Raw genomic sequence first — 20,927 nt, 5'->3', positions numbered from 1 at the left:
GGCACCCCGCATGAATGCACTGAAGCTGCTCGCAGCCACCACCACCCTGGCCTGCGCCAGCCTGGCGATGGCCCAGGGCCCCGCCGCCCCGGCGAGTTCGCCTGCCAAGAAGGAACTGGTCGCCAAGGTCCTGCAGCATCAGCAGCAGGGCGTCGAGATCATGGCGCGCAACATGCTGCAAGCCCCCGTGGCCCAGCTGATGCAGGGCGCCGGCGGCATGCTGCAGCAGATGCCCGCCGACAAGCGCGAGGCCGCCGCCAAGGCCATCGAGGCCGACGTCAAGAAGTTCGTCGAAGAGAACGGCCCCTTCCTGCGTGACAAGGCCCAGAAGCTGGCACCCAGCACCGTGGGCGCCATCCTGGAAGAGAAGTTCACCGAGGACGAGCTGAAGCAGATCCTGGCCTGGCTGGATTCCCCGGTCAGCAAGAAGTTCGGCCAGCTGGGCGGCGAGATGCAGAAGGCTCTGGGCGACAAGGTACTGGCCGAGAACGGTGCCACCCTGGACGCACGCTTCAAGGTGCTGCAGCAGAACGTGGCCAAGCACCTGGGCGTGCCGATGCCCGGCGCCGCCAGCAGCCCCGCCGGCAACAAGAACTCGCCCAAGAAGTAAGCGCAATCCCGCTCGTTCGTCCCTCCAGCGCCTCCATGCCATGAACCGACGCCCGTTCAATTTCTCCGCCGGACCCGCCGCCCTCCCCGAGGAGGTGCTGCAGCAAGTCGCCCAGGAGATGCTGGACTGGCACGGCTCGGGCATGAGCGTCATGGAGATGAGCCATCGCGGCAAGGAGTTCGTCTCCATCTGCGAGCAGGCCGAGGCGGACCTGCGCGAGCTGCTGGCGGTCCCGCCGCAGTTCCGCATCCTTTTCATGCAGGGCGGCGGCCTGGCCGAGAACGCCATCGTGCCGCTGAACCTGTCGCGGGGCGGCAAGGTGGACGTGGTGGTGAGCGGCTCCTGGTCTCGCAAGAGTGCCCAGGAGGCTGGCCGTTATGCCGACGTCCGCATTGCAGCGGATGCCAGGTCGAATGGCCAGCGTGCCATCCCCGCCGCGGCCGAGTGGCAGCTGCGCGGCGATGCCTCCTATGTGCACCTGTGCAGCAACGAGACAATCGACGGCCTCGAGTTCCACGAGCTGCCTGACCTGAAGGCCCTGGGCTGCGACGCGCCCCTGGTCATCGACTTCTCCTCCCATGTGCTGTCGCGCCCGGTGGACTGGTCCCGCGTGGGCCTGGCCTTTGGCGGCGCACAGAAGAACATCGGCCCTGCCGGCCTGACCCTGGTGATCATCCGGGAAGACCTGCTGGGCCACGCCCTGCCCATCTGCCCCTCGGCCTTCGACTACAAGACGGTCGCCGAGGCGCAGTCCATGTACAACACGCCGCCGACGTTCTCCATCTATGTCGCCGGCCTGGTGTTCCAGTGGCTCAAGCGCTTCGAATACGGCGGCAAGACCGGCCTGGCCGCCATCGAGCAGCGCAACATCGACAAGGCCACCCTGCTCTACCAGGCGCTGGACCACAGCGCCCTGTTCGAGAACCGCGTCGCGCCCGACTGCCGTTCCCGCATGAACGTGCCCTTCTACCTGCGTGGCACCCACGACACCCCTGAACTCAACCAAGCCTTCCTGGATGAAGCCCGGGAGAGGCAACTGCTGCAACTCAAAGGCCACAAGTCGGTGGGCGGCATGCGTGCTTCCATCTACAACGCGATGAGCCTGGAGGGCGTGCATGCCCTCGTGGACTTCCTGAAGGACTTTGAGACCCGCCATGGCTGAGGACAAGCCCCCTGCACCTGTTGCCAACCCGGCCCTGCTGGCCCTGCGTGACCAGATCGATGCCCTGGACGGGCAGCTGCTGCGCCTGCTGAACGAGCGTGCCCATGTGGCCGAGCAGGTCGGTGAACTCAAGCGGCGCGATGGCACGCCCTTCTTCCGGCCGGACCGCGTGGCCCAGGTCATCCACAAGATCCAGGCCGCCAACCCTGGCCCGCTGAAGAACGAGCATGTGGCCGCCATCTGGCGCGAGATCATGTCGGCCTGCCTGGCCCTGGAATCGCCGCAGCGCGTGGCCGTCCTGGGCCCCATGGGCACCTTCTGCGAGCAGGCCGCCATCGAGTACTTCGGCGGCGCCGCGGACCTGATCTACTGCAGCAGCTTCGACGACGTCTTCCATGCCACCGCCAGCGGCAGCGCGCAGTACGGCGTGGTGGGCGTGGAGAACATGACCGAGGGCGTGGTGACCCGCTCCCTGGACCTCTTCCTGCACACGCCCACGCATGTGGTCGGCGAGGTCAGCCTGCTGATCCGCCACAACCTGCTGCGCAAGGAGAACAGCCTGAACGGCATCAAGGCCGTGCTGGCTCATCCGCAAGCGCTGGCCCAGTGCCAGAACTGGCTCAGCAAGCATCTGCCGGACGCCGAGCGCCGTGCGGTCTCCAGCAACGCCGAGGGCGCGCGCCTGGCCGCCGAGAACCCGGACTTCTGCGCCATCGCCAGCGAACGCGCCGCCACGCTCTTCGGTCTGCACATCGTGGCCCATGCCGTCCAGGACGAGGCCTACAACCGCACGCGCTTCGCCGTGATCACGCTGCCGCAGACCATGGCCACGCCGCCGGCCACCGGCCGCGACTGCACCAGCCTCGTGGTCTCCGTGACCAACAAGCCCGGCGCCATGCACGACATGCTGGTGCCGCTGAAGAAGCATGGCGTGTCCATGACGCGCCTGGAGTCCCGCCCGGCCCGCACCGGCCAGTGGGAGTACTACTTCTACATCGACCTGGACGGCCATCCCAGCGAGCCCAATGTGGCCGCAGCCCTGGAAGAGCTGCGCGCCCTGTGCGCGTTCTACAAGGTCATCGGCGCCTACCCCCGCAAGGGCTGAGCCAAGCAAAGGACACAAGAACACAATGTTCAATCAACTGGGTGTGATCGGCTGTGGATTGATGGGCGGCTCCTTCGCGCTGGCCCTGAAGAAGGCCGGCCTGGTCAAGCGGGTCGTCGGCTACAGCAAATCGCCCTCCACCACCGAGACGGCCAAGCGCCTGGGCGTGATCGACATCGCTGCCGAATCCGCCCTGCTGGCCGTGGCGGGCTCCGACATCGTGCTGGTGGCCGTGCCCGTGGCCGCCACCGAGGCCACCTTCCGCGCCGTCAAGCACCTGGTCGACCCCAAGGTCCTGATGATGGACGTGGGCTCGACCAAGTGCGATGTGGTGGACGCCGCCCAGCGCGTGCTGGGCAAGCAGATCGGTTCCTTCGTGCCCTGCCACCCCATCGCCGGCAAGGAGCAGTCCGGCGTGCAGGCGGCCGACGCCACGCTCTACCAGGGCCGGCAGGTCATCCTCACGCCCCTGCCCCAGACCGACGCAGCGCTGATCCAGAAGGCGACCGACGTCTGGTCCGCTCTGGGCTGCCAGGTCCTGAAGATGACACCGCAGAACCATGACGCCGCCTTTGCCGCCGTCAGCCACCTGCCGCATCTGCTGGCCTACGCCTACTTCAGCACCATTGCCAACCAATCCGCCGGGCGAGACTTCCTCAGCCTGGCAGGACCGGGATTCCGCGACTTCACCCGCATCGCGGCCAGTGACCCGGCCATCTGGCGAGACATCCTCCTCGCCAACAAGCAGGAGGTGCTGGCCCAGTCCCAGCGCTTCCGCGACATGCTCGCCCGCTTCGAGCAACTGCTCCAGCAAGACAACGCGCAGGCCCTGGAGGCCCTGCTGCAGCAGGCCTCGGAGGGACGCTCGCAGTGGCAGATGGGCCAGTTGTCCGGCAATCGTCCGCGTTGAGATGATGACTGGCCAGCACTGAATCCGCCCCCGTCTTCCCGGCACCGCCTTTCCGGTTCTCCCATGTACAAGATCCCCTTTCTGGACCTGCCCCCGCTACAGGCCGCAGCCGGCAGCGTGCGCCTGCCCGGCTCCAAGAGCATCTCCAACCGCGTGCTGCTGCTGGCCGGCCTGGCCGAGGGCGAGACGCTGATCCACGACCTGCTGGCCTCCGACGACACCGCCGTGATGCTGGAGGCCTTGCGTCAGCTGGGCTGCACCATCACCCAGGACGGCTCACAACTGCGCGTGCGCGGCATCGGGGGCCAGCTGTCGGCCCCAGTACGTGAAGCCGGCCTGAAGCTCTTTCTGGGCAATGCCGGGACGGCCATGCGCCCGCTGGCCGCGGCGCTGGCCTTGCTGGCGGCCACGCAAGGCGGGCAGTTCGAGCTCAGCGGCGTGCCGCGCATGCACGAGCGCCCCATCGGCGACCTGGTCGACGCCCTGCGCGAGCGCGGCTGCGACATCGCCTGCCTCGGCCAGGAAGGCTATCCGCCGCTGCGCCTGAGCGGCCCCTCTGCGCTGCGTCTCTCGGAGCCCGTCCGCGTGCGTGGCGACGTCTCCAGCCAGTTCCTGACCGCGCTGCTGCTGGCCCTGCCCCTGGTGGCCCGCGAGGACGTGGTGATCGAGGTGGTGGGCGAGCTCATCTCCAAGCCCTACATCCACATCACCCTGGCGCTGCTGCAGCGTTTCGGCATCGAGGTCCGTCGCGAGGGCTGGGAACGCTTCATCATTCCGGCAGGCAGCCGCTACCGCTCGCCCGGGGAGATCCATGTGGAGGGCGACGCCTCCTCCGCCTCCTATTTCGTCGCGCTGGGCGCGCTGGCCGGCATCGAGGCGCCGGTACGCATCGAGGGCGTAGGCACGGCCTCTCTTCAGGGCGACGTGCGCTTCGTCGAGGCCGCCGCGCTGATGGGCGCGCGCATCGAGCAGGGCCCCAACTGGGTGGAGGTCCGCCGGGGTGCCTGGCCGCTGAAGGCCTTGGACCTGGACTGCAACCACATCCCTGACGCAGCCATGACCCTGGCCGTCATGGCGCTCTACGCTGACGGCCCCAGCACCCTGCGCAACATCGCCAGCTGGCGGGTCAAGGAGACCGACCGCATTGCCGCCATGGCCGCCGAGCTGAAGAAGCTGGGCGCCCAGGTCGAGGAAGGCCCGGACTGGCTGCGCGTCCACCCGCTGAAGGACTGGCGCGCCGCCAGCATCCACACCTACGACGACCACCGCGTGGCCATGTGCTTCTCGCTGGCCGCACTGAACCCGCTGATCACCGGGCGTCCGGTGCCGGTTCGCATCGAGGACCCGGCCTGTGTGGCCAAGACCTTCCCGGACTACTTCGAGACCCTGTTCGAGGTGGTGCAGGCCCGCCGCGCCGACATCCCCGTGATCACCATCGACGGCCCCACTGCCTCCGGCAAGGGCACGCTGGCAGACGAGGTCGCGCACCAGCTGGGCTACATCGTGCTGGACTCCGGCGCTCTGTACCGTACGGCCGGCCTGGCTGCCTTCCGCGCCGGCGTCAGCCTGGACGACGGCCCGGGCGTGGCACGCATCGCCGCCGGGCTGGACCTGCATTTCCGCAAGGGTCGCGCCATCCTCCAGGGCGAGGACATCAGCGAGCTGCTGCGCGAGGAGGCTACCGGGCTGATGGCCTCCCAGGTGGCCGCGCACCCCGAGGTCCGCCAGGCCCTGCATCAGCTGCAGCTGGATTTCCGTCGTCTGCCCGGCCTGGTGGCCGATGGCCGCGACATGGGCACCGCCGTGTTCCCGGACGCCGGACTGAAGGTTTTCCTCACGGCCAGTGCCCAGACGCGCGCTGAACGCCGCTATAAGCAATTGATTGGCAAGGGAATTTCCGCTAATATGGAGAGCTTGCGTGCGGACTTGGAAGCGCGCGATGCGCGTGACAAGGGTCGCGCCGCCTCGCCACTGAAGCCCGCGCAGGATGCGCAGCTGCTGGACAACTCCGGCCAGACCATCGAGGAATCGAAGGACCTGGTGCTGGGGTGGTGGCAGGAGCGTCAGCCCTTCTGAGGGCCGGAATGGATCCCCCGGCGATGAATTTCGCGAACGGATCCACGGGAAGGCGCTCGCAAGGGCGCTGACCCACGGGCTTTGGCCCAAAAGCGGGCGCACCTGCCCTCCGGACGACAGTCCACCGGGTGCGCTTTGTCTGCAACCTAACCCGCAAGGCAACTTGCACTCACCGTCGGCGCTTTTTCAGAGTTCTTCCTACGCTGTGCGCGCCGATTCAGGAATCAACATGTCCCAAACCCAAACCGCCACCGGCGGCGAATCCTTCGCCGCTCTCTTCGAAGAATCGCTGCAACGCGCTGACATGCGCTCCGGCGAGGTCATCTCGGCCGAAGTCGTCCGTGTTGACTACAACTTCGTGGTGGTGAACGCCGGCCTCAAGTCTGAAGCCTACGTGCCCATTGAAGAGTTCAAGAACGACCAGGGCGAACTCGAAGTCAACGTCGGTGACTTCGTCTCGGTGGCCATCGACGCCATCGAAAACGGCTACGGCGACACCATCCTGTCGCGCGACAAGGCCAAGCGTCTCGCTTCCTGGCTGAGCCTGGAAACCGCACTGGAGTCCGGCGACTTCGTGACCGGCACCGTCTCCGGCAAGGTCAAGGGCGGCCTGACCGTCCTGGTCAATGGCATCCGCGCCTTCCTGCCCGGTTCGCTGCTGGACACCCGCCCGGTGAAGGACATGAGCCCGTTCGAGGGCAAGACCATGGAATTCAAGGTCATCAAGCTGGACCGCAAGCGCAACAACGTTGTGCTGTCGCGTCGCGCTGTGGTGGAAGCCTCCATGGGTGAAGAGCGCGCCAAGCTGCTGGAAACGCTGTCGGAAGGCGCGATCGTCCAGGGCGTGGTCAAGAACATCACCGAATACGGTGCCTTCGTGGACCTGGGCGGCATCGACGGCCTGCTGCACATCACCGACATGGCATGGCGCCGTGTCCGTCACCCGAGCGAAGTCGTTCAGGTCGGCCAGGAACTGACCGCCAAGGTCCTGAAGTTCGACGCCGAGAAGAACCGCGTCTCGCTGGGCCTGAAGCAGCTGGGCGACGATCCCTGGTTCGGCGTGTCGCGCCGCTACCCGGCCAACACCCGCCTGTTCGGCAAGGTCACCAACATCGCTGACTACGGCGCTTTCGTCGAGATCGAGCCGGGCATCGAAGGCCTGGTGCACGTCTCCGAAATGGACTGGACCAACAAGAACGTCGCTCCTTCCAAGATCGTCTCCCTGGGCGACGAAGTGGAAGTCATGGTCCTGGAAATCGACGAAGACAAGCGTCGCATCTCCCTGGGCATGAAGCAGTGCAAGGCCAATCCGTGGGAAGAGTTCGCCGAGAACGTCAAGCGCGGCGACAAGGTCAAGGGCCCCGTCAAGAGCATCACCGACTTCGGCGTGTTCGTGGGCCTGGCACAAGGCATCGATGGCCTGGTGCACCTGTCCGACCTGTCCTGGAACGAGCCGGGCGAGACCGCCGTTCGCAACTACAAGAAGGGCCAGGAAGTCGAAGCCGTGGTCCTGGCTGTGGACGTCGAGCGCGAGCGCATCTCCCTGGGCATCAAGCAGCTGGACGCTGACCCGTTCACCAGCTACACCTCGATCAACGATCGCGGCATGACCGTGACCGGCAAGGTGAAGACCGTCGACGCCCGTGGCGCCGAGATCGAGCTGGCTGAAGACGTGCTGGGCTACCTGCGCGCTTCGGAAATCTCCCGCGACCGCGTGGAAGACGCCCGCAACGTGCTGAAGGAAGGCGACGAAGTGACGACCCTGATCGTCAACATCGACCGCAAGACCCGCAACATCCAGCTGTCCATCAAGGCCAAGGACAGCGCCGACCAGCAGGAAGCCATGCAGCGTCTGTCGGCTTCGTCCGAGCGTGAGAACGCCGGCACGACCAGCCTGGGCGCCCTGCTGCGTGCCAAGCTGGACAACCAGAACAGCTAATCCCTGTTCCGCGAAGGCCCGGGCTCTGGTAGCCTGGGCCCCAGCTGCCAACGCAGGCTCGCCACTCTCACGGGGGCGAGCCTGTTTTTCTCCCCAGCCTGGAATTCCATCGTCATGACCCGTTCCGATCTCGTCGCGCACCTGGCAGACCGCTTTGGCCAGCTCACGCAGCGCGACACCGAATTCGCCGTCAAGACGATCCTGGATGCCATGTCCGATGCCCTGGCCCGCGGCCACCGCATCGAGATCCGTGGCTTCGGCAGTTTCTCCATCAACCGTCGCCCGCCCCGCATGGGACGCAATCCGCGCAGTGGCGAGCAGGTCCTGATCCCCGAGAAGCTGGTGCCGCACTTCAAGCCGGGCAAGGCCCTGCGCGAAGCGGTTGACGCCCAGCTGCCTGTCGACGACAGCACCGTCTGATCCACTGGCTGCGCCTCCCGCGCCACAGTCAGCGCCGCACTTTGCAGGCGCTCCCCCGGGCCAAGGCTGACGCCCCCGCCCCTGCCCCTTAGAATCCGCCACGATGCGATTCATCGTCCGGCTCTTCTGGGCCTTCATCTTCTTCGCCCTGTTTTCCTTCGCGCTGAACAACAGCCAGGAGGTGGCCGTGCATTGGTTCTTCGGCCATGCCTGGCACTCGCCCCTGGTGATCGTGGTGCTGCTGAGCTTCGGCCTGGGCTGCGCCTTCGGCGTGCTGGCCATGGTGCCGGCCTGGTGGCGCCACCGCCGCGTAGCCACGCGCCAGATCGAGGCGCAGCAGAGCACCCTGGCAACACCTGACCCCCTGGCCAATCCGGGCGTGCACGATGGGCTTTGAACTCAGCGCCCTCCTCATTGCTCTGCCCCTGGTCTTCGCCCTTGGCTGGCTGGCCTCCAAGCTCGACTCCCGCCAGTGGAAGCGCGAGCAGCGCGACGCGCCCAAGGCCTATTTCAAGGGCCTGAACCTGCTGCTCAACGAACAGCAGGACAAGGCCATCGACGCCTTCATCGAGGCGGTGCAGGCCGACCCTGACACCTCCGAGCTGCATTTCGCGCTGGGCAACCTCTTCCGCCGTCGCGGCGAGTACGAGCGCGCGGTGCGCGTGCACCAGCACCTGCTGCAGCGCGGCGATCTGCCCAAGTCCGAGCGCGACCGCGCCCAGCACGCCCTGGCCCAGGACTTCTACAAGGCCGGCCTTTTCGATCGCGCCGAGGAAGCCTTTGCCGCGCTGCGCGGCACCCGCTTCGAGAGCGAGGCCGAGCTGGCCCTGCTGTCCCTCTACGAACGCTCCCGCGAGTGGCGCAAGGCGGCCGAGGTCGCCCGCCACCTCGAACAGGGCGGCACGGGCTCCTTTGCCTCGCGCATCGCCCACTATCTGTGTGAGCAGGCCCTGGAGGCCCAGGCACGCAACCAGGACGCCGAGGCCCAGGCCCTGCTGGCCGAGGCCCGAAAGGCCGCGCCGCAATCGGCCCGGGCCCATGTGCTGGCCGGCCAGCTGCTGAGCCGGCGCGAGCAACCCGAGCAGGCCATGGCCGCCTATGCCGAGCTGCTGGCGGCCAATCCGGAGGCCTTCAATCTCGTGGCCCGCGACTACGCGCAGGCCGCCCTGCAGACCGGCAAGCAGGCCGAAGCCCAGCGCGCGCTGCAGGCCCAGTACGAGCGCCATCCCAGCATGCACCTGCTGCTGGCCCTGGCCCTGCTGGAACCCGAGGGCGAGGCCCAGCGCCGCCGCCTGCGCCAGCATCTGCAGGCCGAGCCGGCCCTCTCGGCCGCGCGCGCGCTGCTGGCGCAATCGCAGTCCCGCCTCAGCGAAGAGGAAGCCCCGCTCGTGGCCGCTGCACTGGACAAGGCCGTGCGCCCCCTGCAGCGCTACCGCTGCGCCGCCTGCGGCTTCGAAGCCCAGCACTATTTCTGGCAGTGCCCCGGTTGCCTCAACTGGGACACCTACCCGCCTCGCCACGTCGAGGAACTCTGATGAGCCCATCCCAAGCTGCGAGCGATCGCGTCATCCTCTGCATGAAGTGGGGCACCAAGTACGGCCCCGAGTACGTGAACCGGCTCTACGCCATGGTGGCCCGGCATCTGCGCGGACCGTTCAGGTTCGTGTGCCTGACCGACCGCGTTGAAGGCATCCGCCCGGAAGTGCAGTGCCTGCCCATTCCCGAACTGAAGCTGCCGGCGGGCATCCCCGAGCGCGGCTGGACCAAGCTCACCACCTTCGAGGCGGACCTCCACGGCCTGCAGGGCACGGCCCTCTTCCTGGACCTGGACGTGGTCATCGTCGACGACATCACGCCCTTCTTCGAGGTGCCCGGCGACTTCCTGATCATCCATGACTGGAAGCGCCCCTGGCGCATCACCGGCAACTCCTCGGTCTACCGCTTCAGGCTCGGAGCGCATGCGGACGTGCTGGAGAGGTTCCGGCGCGAGCACGAGGCCATCCGTTCCCGATTCCGCAACGAGCAGGCCTACCTTTCCGACGAGATCCACCAGCAGGGCAAGCTGCAGTACTGGGACGCCGCCTGGTGCGCCAGCTACAAGTACCACTGCATCCCGACCTGGCCCAGCAACTACTGGAAGCCGCCGCACATCCCCAAGGGTGCGCGCATCCTGATCTTCCACGGCGTGATGAACCCGCCAGACGCCCTGGCCGGCCGCAGCAACGGCAACTGGCGCAAGGCCAAGCCGGCCCCCTGGATCGCCGAGCACTGGCGCGAATGAGCCTGCTCGCCTGGCTGCTCCTGCTGCCCCTGCTCCTGCTGGCGCTGCTGGCCTGGGAGCTGCTGCGGCTGCTGCGGGCCCAGGCGCCGGGGCAGGTCCGCAGCCTGCAGCTGGGCAGCGCCCCTGCCCGCTCCGGTCCAGGCATCCCGAAGGTGATCTGGAGCTACTGGAACAGCGAGGCCCTGCCCCCATTGATCCAGGCCTGCGCCGACAACTGGCGCCAGCAGGCACCCGACCATGAGCTGCGCTTCCTGACGCCCGCCACCCTGCGCGCCTGGCTGCCCGAAGGCACGGACCTCAGCCTCATGCAGGGGCTGCCCCCTTTCCGTCAGGCCGACTGGCTGCGCCTGCAGCTGCTGCAGGCCCACGGCGGGCTCTGGATCGACGCCTCCACCCTGCTGACGACCGGGCTGGACTGGGTGCAGGCGCAGCAGGCCGCCAGCGGCGCCGAGTTCGTCGGCTTCTACATCGACCGCCTCAGCAACCGCCCCGAGCTGCCCCTGGTCGAGAACTGGTTCATGGCGGCCGTGCCGGGCAGCCGCTTCATCGCGGACCTCAACGCCGAATTTGTCCGCGCCCTGACCATGGGCGAGGCCAGCTACCTGCAGGCCCTGCGTGAGGCAGGCCGTTTCGATCGTGTGATCCAGGCCATCGACCCCAGCCTGCATGAGTACCTGATCATGCATGTGGCCGCCTCCTCCCTGCTGGACGCCGATGCCGGCCGCTACCGCCTCGCCCTGCAGCGCGCCGAGGACAGCGCCTTCGCGCTGCAGCAGGCCGTGGGCTGGCGCAAGCGCCACCTCTACGCCAAGCTGGCCCTGTGCCCCTGCCCGGCGCGTGTGCCGGCCCTGCTCAAGCTGCGGGGCAATGACCGCCGAGTGCTGGAGCAGCAGCTGCAGAAACGGCCGGCGCGGCGTGGCAGCCTGCTGGACCGCTACCTGCCCACCCTGCGCCCCGCGCATCCCTCGGACCGCGCATGAGCCACGCCTCCTCGCATGACTCCTCACATGACGCCGCACACGTCAGCGCCGCCCGGCCCTGGCTGAGCCTGCTCATCCCCGTCTACAACGTCGAGCCCTGGCTGGAAGCCTGCCTGGCCTCCGTCTTCGCGCAGGACAGCCTGGACGGAGTGGAAGTGCTGGCGGTGGACGACTGCGCCACAGACGGCTCGCCCGCGGTGCTCGCGGCCTGGTCGGCGCGGCATCCCGGCCCTCTGCGCGTGATCCGCCACGAGCGCAATGCCGGCATCAGCGCCACGCGCAACACCCTGGTCGAGGCCAGCCGCGGACACTACCTCTGGTTCCTGGATGCCGACGACGTGCTGATGCCCGGCGCGGTCGCCTCGCTGAAGCAGCAGGTCCAGGCCCTGCAGCCTGATCTGGTGCTGTGCGACTTCGCCTATCTCCGAGAAAGGGAGAAGCTCAAGCATCGACTGCGCGGCGAGCGGCACGTGCGCAGCTTCGACGGCCCGTCGTCGCAAGTGCTGAACGACCGCGGCCTGCTGATGCAGGGCCTGCTGCTGCCGGGCTATCTGCATTGCTGGAGCCGCATCTCGAGGCGCTCGCTGTGGGACGAGGGCCTGCGCTTCCCCGTCGGGCGCTACTACGAGGACATGGCCGTGGTGCCCGCCCTGGCCCTGCGTGCCCGCTCCTGGCTGCATGTGCCCGAGGTCTGGATCGGCTACCGCCAGCGGCCTGGCTCCATCCTCGCCACGGGCGACACGCGCAAGTACGAGCACATGATGCAGGCGCTGGCCGGCCTGGGCCAGCACTGGGCGGAGGCGTCCCGGGCAGACCCGCGCATCGCCTTCGCGGCGGCGCATTTCGCTGCGCGCTCCTTCATCGGCGCCTGCCGGCATGTGAGCAAGGTTGGCGATCGCGACCGTCTGCCCGGCTTCCTGGAGGTCTTCACGGCGGCATCGCCCCTGGGCGCCAGCGCGCTGCTGAGGGCCTATGTGAGGCGAGGCTGGTGGTGGCGCGCGCTGCGCCTGAGGCACTGGCTGGGCCAGTGCCGCTCCGCCGGGCGCTGAGCCCTCAGGACGGGCTCAGATCGAGGCCAGCAGCGCCTGGTAGCGCAGGCGCATCAGGTCCAGGCCATGAGCCTGCAAGGCCTGCTTGCGGGCCGCCTGGGAGAGCTGCTGGCCGAGACCGGGCTCGCTGAACACGCGCTCCAGCGCCAGGGCCAGGGAGGCCGGATCGGATTCCGGCACCAGCAGGCCGGTGCGACCATGCTCGATCACGCCCTCCACGCCGGGCACGTCGGACGCAATGCAGGCGCAGCCCGCGGCCATGGCCTCCACCAGGGCCAGCGGCATGCCTTCCCAGTGCGTGGACAGCACGAACACGGCGGAGTTCATCAGCAGCTTGGGCATCTCGGCATGGTGACCCAGGAACTGCACCTGCTTCTGCAGGCCCAGGCGGTGCACCTCGGCCTCGCAGTCCTTGCGATAGCCGTCCTTGCCCGCACCGGCCAGCAGCAGCGGCAGCTTGAGCCCGCGCTGGTTGAGGATGGCCAGCGCGCGGATCAGCGTCTTCTGGTCCTTCTGGCGAGCGAAGCGGGCCGACATGACGATGCAGGCCGGACGTTCGGCAAAGCCGAGGATGCGGTTCTCGGGAAACTTGGAGAGGTCGATGCCATTGGGGATGGCGAAGCTGCGGTCCTCTGGAAATCCCAGCTCGACCAGGCGCCGACGCACCCCCTCGGACACGCCGATGAAGCGCGCCGTGTGCTTGGCCAGCCAGCGCGACTGCATCAGGCGCCAGCGGCTGTAGCGCTCACGGGTGTTGTGCTCCACATGCACGAGGGTCGGCACGCCCGCCAGCCAGCCGGCCAGGCGGCCCCAGATGTGATCGCTGAAGCCATGGGCCACCAGCACATCCGGTTTCATCTGCTTGCAAAGTCGATAAAGCGACCACACCGTCAGCAGATGGGACCAGCCCGGCACCACGTGTACATCGATCCCGCGGTCCTGCAGGTTCTGCAGTCGCTGGGGGTCGGTGTTGCGCTTGCGGCGCAGGACCAGCACGGCGCGCATGCCGCTGCCAGGGGCCTTGGCGGCATTGCACAAGTCGACCGCGACCTGGGTCGCACCGGAGAAACCGCCGGTCACGAAGTGCATCACCACCTGCTCCTGGATGGGCAGTGAACGGGTGAAGGGCTTGGATGGGGAGGAGGAAGCATCCGACATGCGAACAGTATAGGCAGGGGCGTCAAGCGGAATCGATCGGTATTCGCAGCGACAATGCAAGCACATGCAAGCAAGCCCGCCTTCCGACCCCCAACCCCAGTCCCTGGATGCGCCCGCCCAGGACGCCCAGGCCCTGCCGGCGGCGCCCACGACACCGGGCCTGCGCCAGACGGCCCGCCGCCTGCTCCCCTTCTTCTGGCCCCAGCGCTGGGGCCTGGCCCTGACCATGGTGGCCTACCTTGGAGCGGCCGCCACCGAGCCCCTGATCCCGGCCCTGATCCAGAAGATCTTCGGCGACGGTTTCCATGCCGACGCCTTCGCCGTGTGGTGGGTGCCCGTGGTGCTGGTGGGCCTGTTCGTGCTGCGGGGCATCTTCAGCTTCCTGGGCCAGTACCTGCTCAACTGGACCAGCTCACGCACCGTGATGCGCCTGCGCCTGGCCCTGGTGGACGCCCTGCTGCAGGCCGACGCCGCCGTCTACACCAGCCTGCAGCCCGGCGTGGCCGTCTCCAAGGTGGTCAATGACCCGCAGCAGATCATGGAGCGCCTGTCCACCAGCGTGATCACGCTGCTGCGGGATGGCCTGCCGGCCCTGGCCATGCTGGGCTATCTCTTCTTCCTGAACTGGCAGCTGACCCTGCTGTCCATGGTGACCACGCCGGTGATGGGCTTTGTGGTGAGCAAGGTCAGCAAGCGGGTGCGCGCCATGGGCAGTGCCGCCTATGACGCGCAGCTGGGCCTGGTCGCCAAGGTGGAGGACGTCAGCCGGGCCTGGCGCGTGGTGCGCAGCTTCGACGCCGCCGAGCACGAGCGCCGGCGCTTCGAGCAGCTGGCCCGCGAGGCCCAGCGTGCGGCGCTCAAGACGGCCGCGGCCAATGCCTCCGCCCAGCCGCTGTCGCAGTTCGTGGCCAGCATCGGGCTCTCGGCCATCGTCAGTCTGGCCCTGCTGCAGGCGCGCGGCGCGCACACGGGCGTCGGTGAGTTCAGTGCCTTCATCACCGCCCTGCTGCTGCTGACCTCGCGCCTGCGCCATCTCACCGAGGTCAGCCAGCCCATCATCAACGGTCTGGTGGTGGCCCAGGGCTGCCTGCAGCTGCTGGACACGCCGCGCGAGCAGGACAGCGGCAGCGCCACCTTCGAGCACTGCCGGGGCGAGTTGCAACTGGAGGGCGTCACCCTGCGCTATCCCAATGCCGACAGGCCGGCCCTGGACGCACTGCAGCTCCACATCCCCAGCGGCCGGACCACTGCGCTGGTGGGCTCCTCCGGCGCGGGCAAGAGCTCGGTGATCCAGCTGCTGCTGGGCTTCGCCCGGCCACAGGCAGGCCGGATCCTGCTGGACGGCGGGGACATTGCCGACCACACCCGCGCCAGCCTGCGTCGCCAGTTCGCGGTGGTCTCGCAGGACATCGTGCTCTTCGATGGCAGCATCGCCGACAACATTGCCTATGCACAGCCGCGCGACGATGCGCGCCTGGAGCAGGTGCTGCGCGCCGCGCACCTGTGGGACTTCGTCCACCAGCAGCCCCTGGGTCTGGACAGCCCCGTGGGCGCCAACGGCAGCCTGCTCTCGGGCGGCCAGCGCCAGCGTCTGGCCATCGCCCGCGCCCTGTACAAGGAAGCGCCGGTCTGGGTCTTCGATGAAGCCACCTCGGCCCTGGACACCGAAAGCGAGCGCGCCGTGCAGCAGGCCCTGGAGCAGTGGCAGGGCAAGAAGACGCTGATCGTGATCGCCCACCGCCTGTCCACCGTCCGGCATGCCGACTGCATCCATGTGATGAGCCAGGGGCGGGTGATCGAGAGCGGCACGCACGAGACCCTGCTGGCCCTGGAAGGCGTCTATGCCGGCATGGTGCGAGCCCAGCATTGAGCCTTCTGCGGGCCTGCGGCGGCGGCGCTTCCTCGGCGCAGCCGCGGCCCTGGGCCTGGCCGTCTCATCGGCCCTGGGGCAAGACCTGACCCCGCACACCCCGCCGCCGCTGGAGCTGAACACGGCCAACCGCGCGGAGCTGGAGTCCCTGCCCGGGCTCGGCCCCTCCCTCGTCGGCCTGATGCTGGCCGCACGCCAGCAGGCGCCCTTCCAGGACGGGCAAGACCTGGCACGAAGGGTCAAGGGCATGGGCCCGAGGATGAGGGCTCGGCTGTCAGCGGCGGGCCTGCGCATCAACGGGCAGCCGCTGGACGCCGCGCCCGCGGGCAGGCTCAGGCCGGCGTCGTCACCGCAGGCTTGACGGGCGCATCGCGTTCGCCGCGGCGCTGCCGGGCGGGATCGGGCCGGCTGGCCTGCGCCGGCCAGTTGAAGAAACGCAGCACATCGCCCCGGCGCGCCAGGGTGTCCGCCATGCCCAGGTTGATCAGGTCCACGGTGAACGAGGGCTCGAAGAGCAGGTAGCTGGTCAGTGCCGAGCCGGTCGCGCCCTTGCCCTCGCCGGACACGCCCACGCTGCGCAGCATGGCGCGGATGGGCGGCGGCAGGCTGCCCTGGTGCTCGGCGGCCAGGTCGTCCAGGCGGCGGCTGGGCGCGATCACCAGCACGTCGATGGGCCGCAGGGGCGTGCCTTCACGCGCGGCCGGCGGCAGCAGCGACAGGGTCTTGTTGATGCGCTGCAGCCGCTCGACATCCACCGCCAGGGCGTCCAGGAAGATGTTGGACAGCGCATGCCCCGCGATCTGTGCCATGGACGGATGCCCCTCCACCAGCGTCACCCGCCGGCCCGGCGGCTCGTGCATGCGACCGGCACCGATGACCAGCACGCGCTCCGCCCCCAGGTGCACGGCCGGCGAGACCGGCGCGCTCTGGCGCATGGAGCCGTCGCCGAACCATTCCAGCTGACCGTCGAGCTCCAGCTGCTGGGCGGGGAAGATGAAGGGGATGGCCGAGGACGCCAGCAGGTGCTCGATGCCCAGCTGTGCCCGCACGGCGATACGCTGCGAGCGTAGCCAGGGCTCATAGGGCTTGTGGGTCTGGTAGAAGGTGACGTGCTGGCCCGAGGTGTAGCTGGAGCCGCTGATGGCCAGGGCTTCCAGGTGCTCGCTGTCCAGCATGGCCTCCAGCCGGTCGAAGCGGATCCAGCGCTGCAGCAGGTGCGACAGCGGGTCGTTGTCCAGCAGGCTGCGCGGCTTGGAGCGGCGCCAGCGGGCCAGGGCCCAGCCCAGGCTCATCATGGTCATCCAGCGCGCGCCGGTGCGGATCACACCCAGCGAGTCGGCCGCATAGACCTGGTCCACATGGATGTTGCGCCAGATGTGCATGAGGCCATCGACGGCAGCATCGAACTCATCGGCCTGGCAGGCCAGCGTGGCCGCATTGATGGCACCTGCCGAGGTGCCGGCGATCACGGGAAAGGGATTGGGCCCCTGAACACCCGCATCGCGCCGCAGCTGGGCGATGGCAGCCAGCACACCGACCTGGTAGGCCGCACGGGCGCCGCCTCCGGTGAGGATGAGGCCGGTGCGTGGCGTGTGGGCGGTCGCGCTCAAGGCATGGTCTCCGCGCTGCGGGTCTGCGAAAGAGGCAGCGGGCGCTGGCATCCGTGAAAGGCGACCCGCGCCCGCTGAGCCGATCATCGCAGCATGCCGGCCCTTCCCAGCGGAAAAGGATAGCGCGGAATCCCCCTAGTCCTGGGGGAGGTGACGACACCGGTCAGAACACCGATGGCGCGGCGTATCAGGCACGGCGCAGCCACGGTCGTGCCGGGTCGGTCCTCACTCGTAGCTGATCTGCACCGGCTCGCCCTTGGGCCCGGCGAACTTCGCCAGGGCCTCGTCGCAGGGCCAGAACTTGGCGGCGTCGCCCAGTTCCAGCTCGGCCACGGCGCCCTCGCGCTTGAGGCTCAGGCGCAGGCCCAGGCCGTGGGTGAGCGTGCCCTGCTCGGTCTGGACCACCTTCGGGGGCCAGGTCTTGACCACCTCCTGCACCGGCGGCACCGTGCCGTTGACCGCCAGTCGCAGGAACTTGCCGAAGCGGGCGCGCGCGCCGGCCAGGTCCCAGACGGCCTGGATGCTCATGCGCAGGCCGCCGGAGAAGCGGTCGTTCTGCACCTTGCCGGAGACGATGATCAGCTCGTCGTCCGCCAGGATGCCCTTGGCGCTGTTGATCAGTTCTTCATTGGCCACGGACTCGATGACGTCGGTCTTGTCGTCCAGCTTGAAGATGGCCACCTTGCCCCGGTTGCCATTGATGATGCGCATGTCAGACACGATGCCCGCCACCAGCACCGGCTCACGGCTGTCCGTGAGGTCGGCGATGCGCCGGCGCACCATGCGGCGCACTTCCTCACCGGACTGATCGAAGAGATGGCCTGAGAGGTAGTAGCCGATGGCCGTCTTCTCGAGGCTCAGCTTCTCCTTGATGCTCCAGGGCGCCACGCTGACCAGATCGGGCTCGGCGGTCGAGGAGCCATGGGTGTCATCGAAGTCGAAGAGGCCGCCCTGGTCCGCATTGGCGGCCAGGTTCTCGGCATAGGTGTAGCCCAGGGCCACGCTGGCCAGCAGACGGGCGCGATCGGCCTCGAGGGTGTCGAAGGCGCCCGCCTTGATCAGGGCCTCCACCACGCGCTTGTTGACGGCCTTGCGGTCCACGCGGGCACAGAAGTCGAAGAAGCTCTTGAAGGGGCCGCCCTCCTTGCGGGCGCGCAGGATGGCCTCGATGGCGCCCTGCCCCGTGCCCTTGACGGCACCCAGGCCGTAGTTGACGAGCTTGTCGTGGATGGGCTCGAAGCGATAGACGCCCCGGTTGACGCAAGGCGGCTGGAACTCGATGCCGAACAGCTTCGCGTCCTCCAGCAGGACCTTGAGCTTGTCCGTGTCGTCCATTTCGATGGTCATGTTCGCGGCGAAGAACTCCGCCGTGAAATGCACCTTCAGCCAGCCCGTGTGATAGGCCAGCAGGGAGTAGGCGGCCGCGTGCGACTTGTTGAAGCCGTAGCCCGCGAACTTCTCCATCAGGTCGAAGACCTCGTCGGCCTTGGCCTGGTCGATGCCCTTCTCCGCCGCGCCCTTTCGGAACAGGTCGCGGTGCATGGCCATCTCTTCGGCCTTCTTCTTGCCCATGGCCCGGCGCAGCATGTCGGCGCCGCCGAGGCTGTAGCCGCCCAGCACCTGGGCCGTCTGCATCACCTGCTCCTGGTAGACCATGATGCCGTAGGTCTCGGCCAGCACGGGCTCGGTCAGGGGGTGCGGGTACTCCACCGTCTCCTTGCCGTGCTTGCGCGCGACGAAGGTCGGGATCAGGTCCATGGGGCCCGGGCGGTACAGCGCGTTCAGGGCGATGAGGTCTTCCAGGCGCGAGGGCTTGGCGTCGCGCAGCATGCCCTGCATGCCGCGGGATTCGAACTGGAACACCGATTCCGTCAGGCCGTCCGAGAAGAGCTTGTAGACCTTCTTGTCATCCAGGGGGATGTTCTCGAAGGCGAAGTCCTTCTGGCCCGGATGGCGGGCCACGATGAAGTCCTTGGCCAGCTCGAGGATGGTCAGCGTCGCAAGACCCAGGAAGTCGAACTTCACCAGGCCGATGGCCTCGACGTCGTCCTTGTCGTACATGCTCACCGCGCTCGTGGAGCCCGGCTGCTGGTACATCGGGCAGAAGTCGGTGATCTTGCCCGGGGCGATCAGCACGCCCCCGGCGTGCATGCCGATGTTGCGCACCATGCCTTCGACCCGCGCCGCCAGCTTCAGCAGCTCGGCCACTTCCTCTTCCTGCTTCTCGCGTTCCTCGATCTCCGGGGCCTCATGGCGGGCATAGATGACCTTGGCCTTGTCCGGGTCGAAGTCCGGCGGCAGCTTGGCCAGGGTCACGGTCTTGCCCGGCGGCGCGGGGATCAGCTTGGCGATGGAGTCCACATGGCCGAAGCCCATGCCCAGCACGCGGCCGATGTCGCGCAGCGCGGCCTTGGCCGCCATGGTGCCGAAGGTGGCGATCTGGCTCACCGCGGGGCGACCGTACTTGTCCTTGACGTACTCGATGACGCGGTCGCGGTTGCCCTGGCAGAAGTCGATGTCGAAGTCGGGCATCGACACCCGCTCGGGGTTCAGGAAACGCTCGAACAGCAGGTTGTACTGCAGGGGGTCGAGGTCGGTGATCAGCAGCACGTAGGCGACCAGCGAGCCGGCACCCGAGCCCCGGCCCGGGCCCACGGGGCAGCCGTTCTGCTTGGCCCAGCGGATGAAGTCACCCACGATGAGGAAGTAGCCCGGGAAGCCCATCTTGATGATGGTCTCCAGCTCGAACTCCAGGCGCTCCACATAGCGCGGGCGCTGGGCCTCGCGCTTGGCCTCGTCGGGATAGAGCTGCTTCAGGCGCGCGTCCAGGCCCTCGTAGCTGAGCTCCCGGAAGTAGCGGTCCATGGGCATGGGCTGGCCGTCGTCCAGGATGGGCGTGGGGAAGTTGGGCAGCTGCGGCTTGCCCAGCACCAGCGACAGGCTGCAACGCCGGGCAATCTCGATGGTGTTGGCCAGGGCCGAGGGGATGTCGGCGAAGAGCGCCTCCATGTCCGCCTGCGGCCGGAAGAACTGCCCCGGCAAGAAGCGCTTGACCCGCTTGGGATTGGCCAGGGTCTCGCCATCGGCGATGCAGACGCGGGCCTCGTGGGCGTCGTAGTCCTCCTCGGTCAGGAACTGCACCGGGTGGGTGGCCACCACCGGCAGGCCCAGCTCCGCCGCCAGCGGCACGGTGGCCGCGACGACGGCCTCCTGGCCCGGCAAGCCGGCACGCTGCAGCTCCAGGTAGAAGCGGTTCGGGTAGATGGCGGCCAGCTTGCCCGCCCAGTCGCGCGCGCGGGCTTGGTCACCGATCAGCAGGGCCTGACCGATGGCGCCCATCTGCGCGCCCGAGAGGCAGATCAGCCCCTCGTTGAGCTCCTGCATCCACTCCAGCTTCAGGCAGGCCTGGGTGCGCTGAACGCCCTGGATCCAGGCCCGTGACAGCAGCTCGGACAGGTTCAGGTAACCCTGCTTGTTCTGCACCAGCAGCAGCAGGCGGTGCGGCGGCTTGTCGGCCACCTCGGCCTCCACCCAGCAGTCGGCGCCCAGGATGGGCTTGACGCCCTTCTTGCGGCAGGCGTTGTAGTGCTTGACCGCGCCGAACATGTTGGCGAGGTCGGTGACGGCCAGGGCCACCTGGCCGTCCTTGGCGGCAGCGGCGGCGGCGTCGTCGATCAGCAGGGTGCCGTCGACGACGGAGAACTCGGTGTGGGTACGCAGGTGAACAAAAGCCATGCCGGATTGTAGAGACGGGCGC

At 68.2% G+C, this 20,927-nt stretch carries 17 protein-coding genes; 14 read left to right on the top strand and 3 right to left on the bottom strand.

Features of this window, described 5'->3' with window-relative positions; genetic code table 11:
• The first annotated feature begins 10 nt into the window (after positions 1–10).
• The 12 genes from O9Y01_RS16685 to O9Y01_RS16630 all read left to right on the top strand — a co-directional run bounded on the left by O9Y01_RS16685 (position 11) and on the right by O9Y01_RS16630 (position 12,532).
• Positions 11–610 carry a DUF2059 domain-containing protein gene (locus tag O9Y01_RS16685; RefSeq protein WP_269632731.1) on the top strand — a complete coding sequence of 200 codons (600 nt, stop codon included), beginning with the start codon at positions 11–13 and terminating at the stop codon, positions 608–610.
• A gap of 40 nt (positions 611–650) precedes the next feature.
• Positions 651–1,772, top strand: coding sequence for a 3-phosphoserine/phosphohydroxythreonine transaminase (gene serC, locus O9Y01_RS16680; RefSeq protein WP_269632730.1), 1,122 nt, complete (start codon positions 651–653; stop codon positions 1,770–1,772).
• The gene (gene pheA / locus O9Y01_RS16675) at positions 1,765–2,877 is read left to right on the top strand and encodes a prephenate dehydratase (protein ID WP_269632729.1); all 1,113 of its coding nucleotides are present in this window, start codon (positions 1,765–1,767) and stop codon (positions 2,875–2,877) included. Before serC ends, pheA begins: the two co-directional genes overlap by 8 nt.
• A gap of 25 nt (positions 2,878–2,902) precedes the next feature.
• Positions 2,903–3,787, top strand: a complete 885-nt coding sequence (locus O9Y01_RS16670) for a prephenate dehydrogenase (RefSeq protein ID WP_269632728.1) — start codon at positions 2,903–2,905, stop codon at positions 3,785–3,787.
• A gap of 63 nt (positions 3,788–3,850) precedes the next feature.
• A complete protein-coding gene (locus O9Y01_RS16665) occupies positions 3,851–5,863 on the top strand; it encodes a bifunctional 3-phosphoshikimate 1-carboxyvinyltransferase/cytidylate kinase (protein ID WP_269632727.1) in 2,013 nt (670 codons plus the stop codon).
• On the top strand, positions 5,775–7,802 hold the full coding sequence (gene rpsA / locus O9Y01_RS16660; protein WP_442952764.1) for a 30S ribosomal protein S1: 2,028 nt from the start codon (positions 5,775–5,777) through the stop codon (positions 7,800–7,802). Before O9Y01_RS16665 ends, rpsA begins: the two co-directional genes overlap by 89 nt.
• A gap of 114 nt (positions 7,803–7,916) precedes the next feature.
• A complete protein-coding gene (locus tag O9Y01_RS16655) occupies positions 7,917–8,222 on the top strand; it encodes an integration host factor subunit beta (protein WP_269632726.1) in 306 nt (101 codons plus the stop codon).
• A 103-nt stretch (positions 8,223–8,325) separates the two neighbouring features.
• Positions 8,326–8,619: a LapA family protein gene (locus tag O9Y01_RS16650; RefSeq protein WP_183104342.1), complete on the top strand. Its 294-nt coding sequence runs from the start codon at positions 8,326–8,328 to the stop codon at positions 8,617–8,619.
• The gene (gene lapB / locus O9Y01_RS16645; RefSeq protein WP_269632725.1) at positions 8,609–9,757 is read left to right on the top strand and encodes a lipopolysaccharide assembly protein LapB; all 1,149 of its coding nucleotides are present in this window, start codon (positions 8,609–8,611) and stop codon (positions 9,755–9,757) included. Before O9Y01_RS16650 ends, lapB begins: the two co-directional genes overlap by 11 nt.
• Positions 9,757–10,503 (top strand): glycosyltransferase, encoded by a 747-nt coding sequence (locus O9Y01_RS16640; protein WP_269632724.1) that lies wholly within the window; start codon positions 9,757–9,759, stop codon positions 10,501–10,503. The genes lapB and O9Y01_RS16640 overlap by 1 nt, the downstream gene beginning before the upstream one ends.
• A complete protein-coding gene (locus O9Y01_RS16635; protein WP_269632723.1) occupies positions 10,500–11,483 on the top strand; it encodes a glycosyltransferase family 32 protein in 984 nt (327 codons plus the stop codon). The genes O9Y01_RS16640 and O9Y01_RS16635 overlap by 4 nt, the downstream gene beginning before the upstream one ends.
• On the top strand, positions 11,480–12,532 hold the full coding sequence (locus tag O9Y01_RS16630) for a glycosyltransferase family 2 protein (protein WP_269632722.1): 1,053 nt from the start codon (positions 11,480–11,482) through the stop codon (positions 12,530–12,532). The genes O9Y01_RS16635 and O9Y01_RS16630 overlap by 4 nt, the downstream gene beginning before the upstream one ends.
• A 15-nt stretch (positions 12,533–12,547) precedes the next feature.
• On the opposite strand, the gene O9Y01_RS16625 is transcribed toward O9Y01_RS16630, so the two are convergent.
• Positions 12,548–13,690, bottom strand: coding sequence for a glycosyltransferase (locus O9Y01_RS16625; protein WP_269632721.1), 1,143 nt, complete (start codon positions 13,688–13,690; stop codon positions 12,548–12,550).
• A gap of 64 nt (positions 13,691–13,754) precedes the next feature.
• Here O9Y01_RS16625 and msbA point away from each other — a divergent pair, with 64 nt between their 5' ends.
• Together msbA and O9Y01_RS16615 are read left to right on the top strand one after the other, a co-directional pair.
• Complete coding sequence (msbA, locus tag O9Y01_RS16620) at positions 13,755–15,560, top strand: lipid A export permease/ATP-binding protein MsbA (protein WP_269632720.1); 1,806 nt, start codon at positions 13,755–13,757, stop codon at positions 15,558–15,560.
• Positions 15,532–15,921 (top strand): ComEA family DNA-binding protein, encoded by a 390-nt coding sequence (locus O9Y01_RS16615; protein WP_269632719.1) that lies wholly within the window; start codon positions 15,532–15,534, stop codon positions 15,919–15,921. The genes msbA and O9Y01_RS16615 overlap by 29 nt, the downstream gene beginning before the upstream one ends.
• On the opposite strand, the gene O9Y01_RS16610 is transcribed toward O9Y01_RS16615, so the two are convergent.
• Entirely contained in the window at positions 15,893–17,221 is a 1,329-nt protein-coding gene (locus O9Y01_RS16610) for a patatin-like phospholipase family protein (protein ID WP_269632718.1), read from the bottom strand. The genes O9Y01_RS16615 and O9Y01_RS16610 overlap by 29 nt on opposite strands.
• A 174-nt stretch (positions 17,222–17,395) precedes the next feature.
• Positions 17,396–20,905, bottom strand: coding sequence for a DNA polymerase III subunit alpha (dnaE, locus tag O9Y01_RS16605; RefSeq protein ID WP_269632717.1), 3,510 nt, complete (start codon positions 20,903–20,905; stop codon positions 17,396–17,398).
• Positions 20,906–20,927: the final 22 nt, after the last annotated feature.

Source organism: Pelomonas sp. BJYL3 (assembly GCF_027257975.1).
GTDB classification, from domain to species: Bacteria; Pseudomonadota; Gammaproteobacteria; order Burkholderiales; family Burkholderiaceae_C; genus Roseateles_B; species Roseateles_B flavus.
This window is presented reverse-complemented; position numbering and strand designations above follow the sequence as displayed.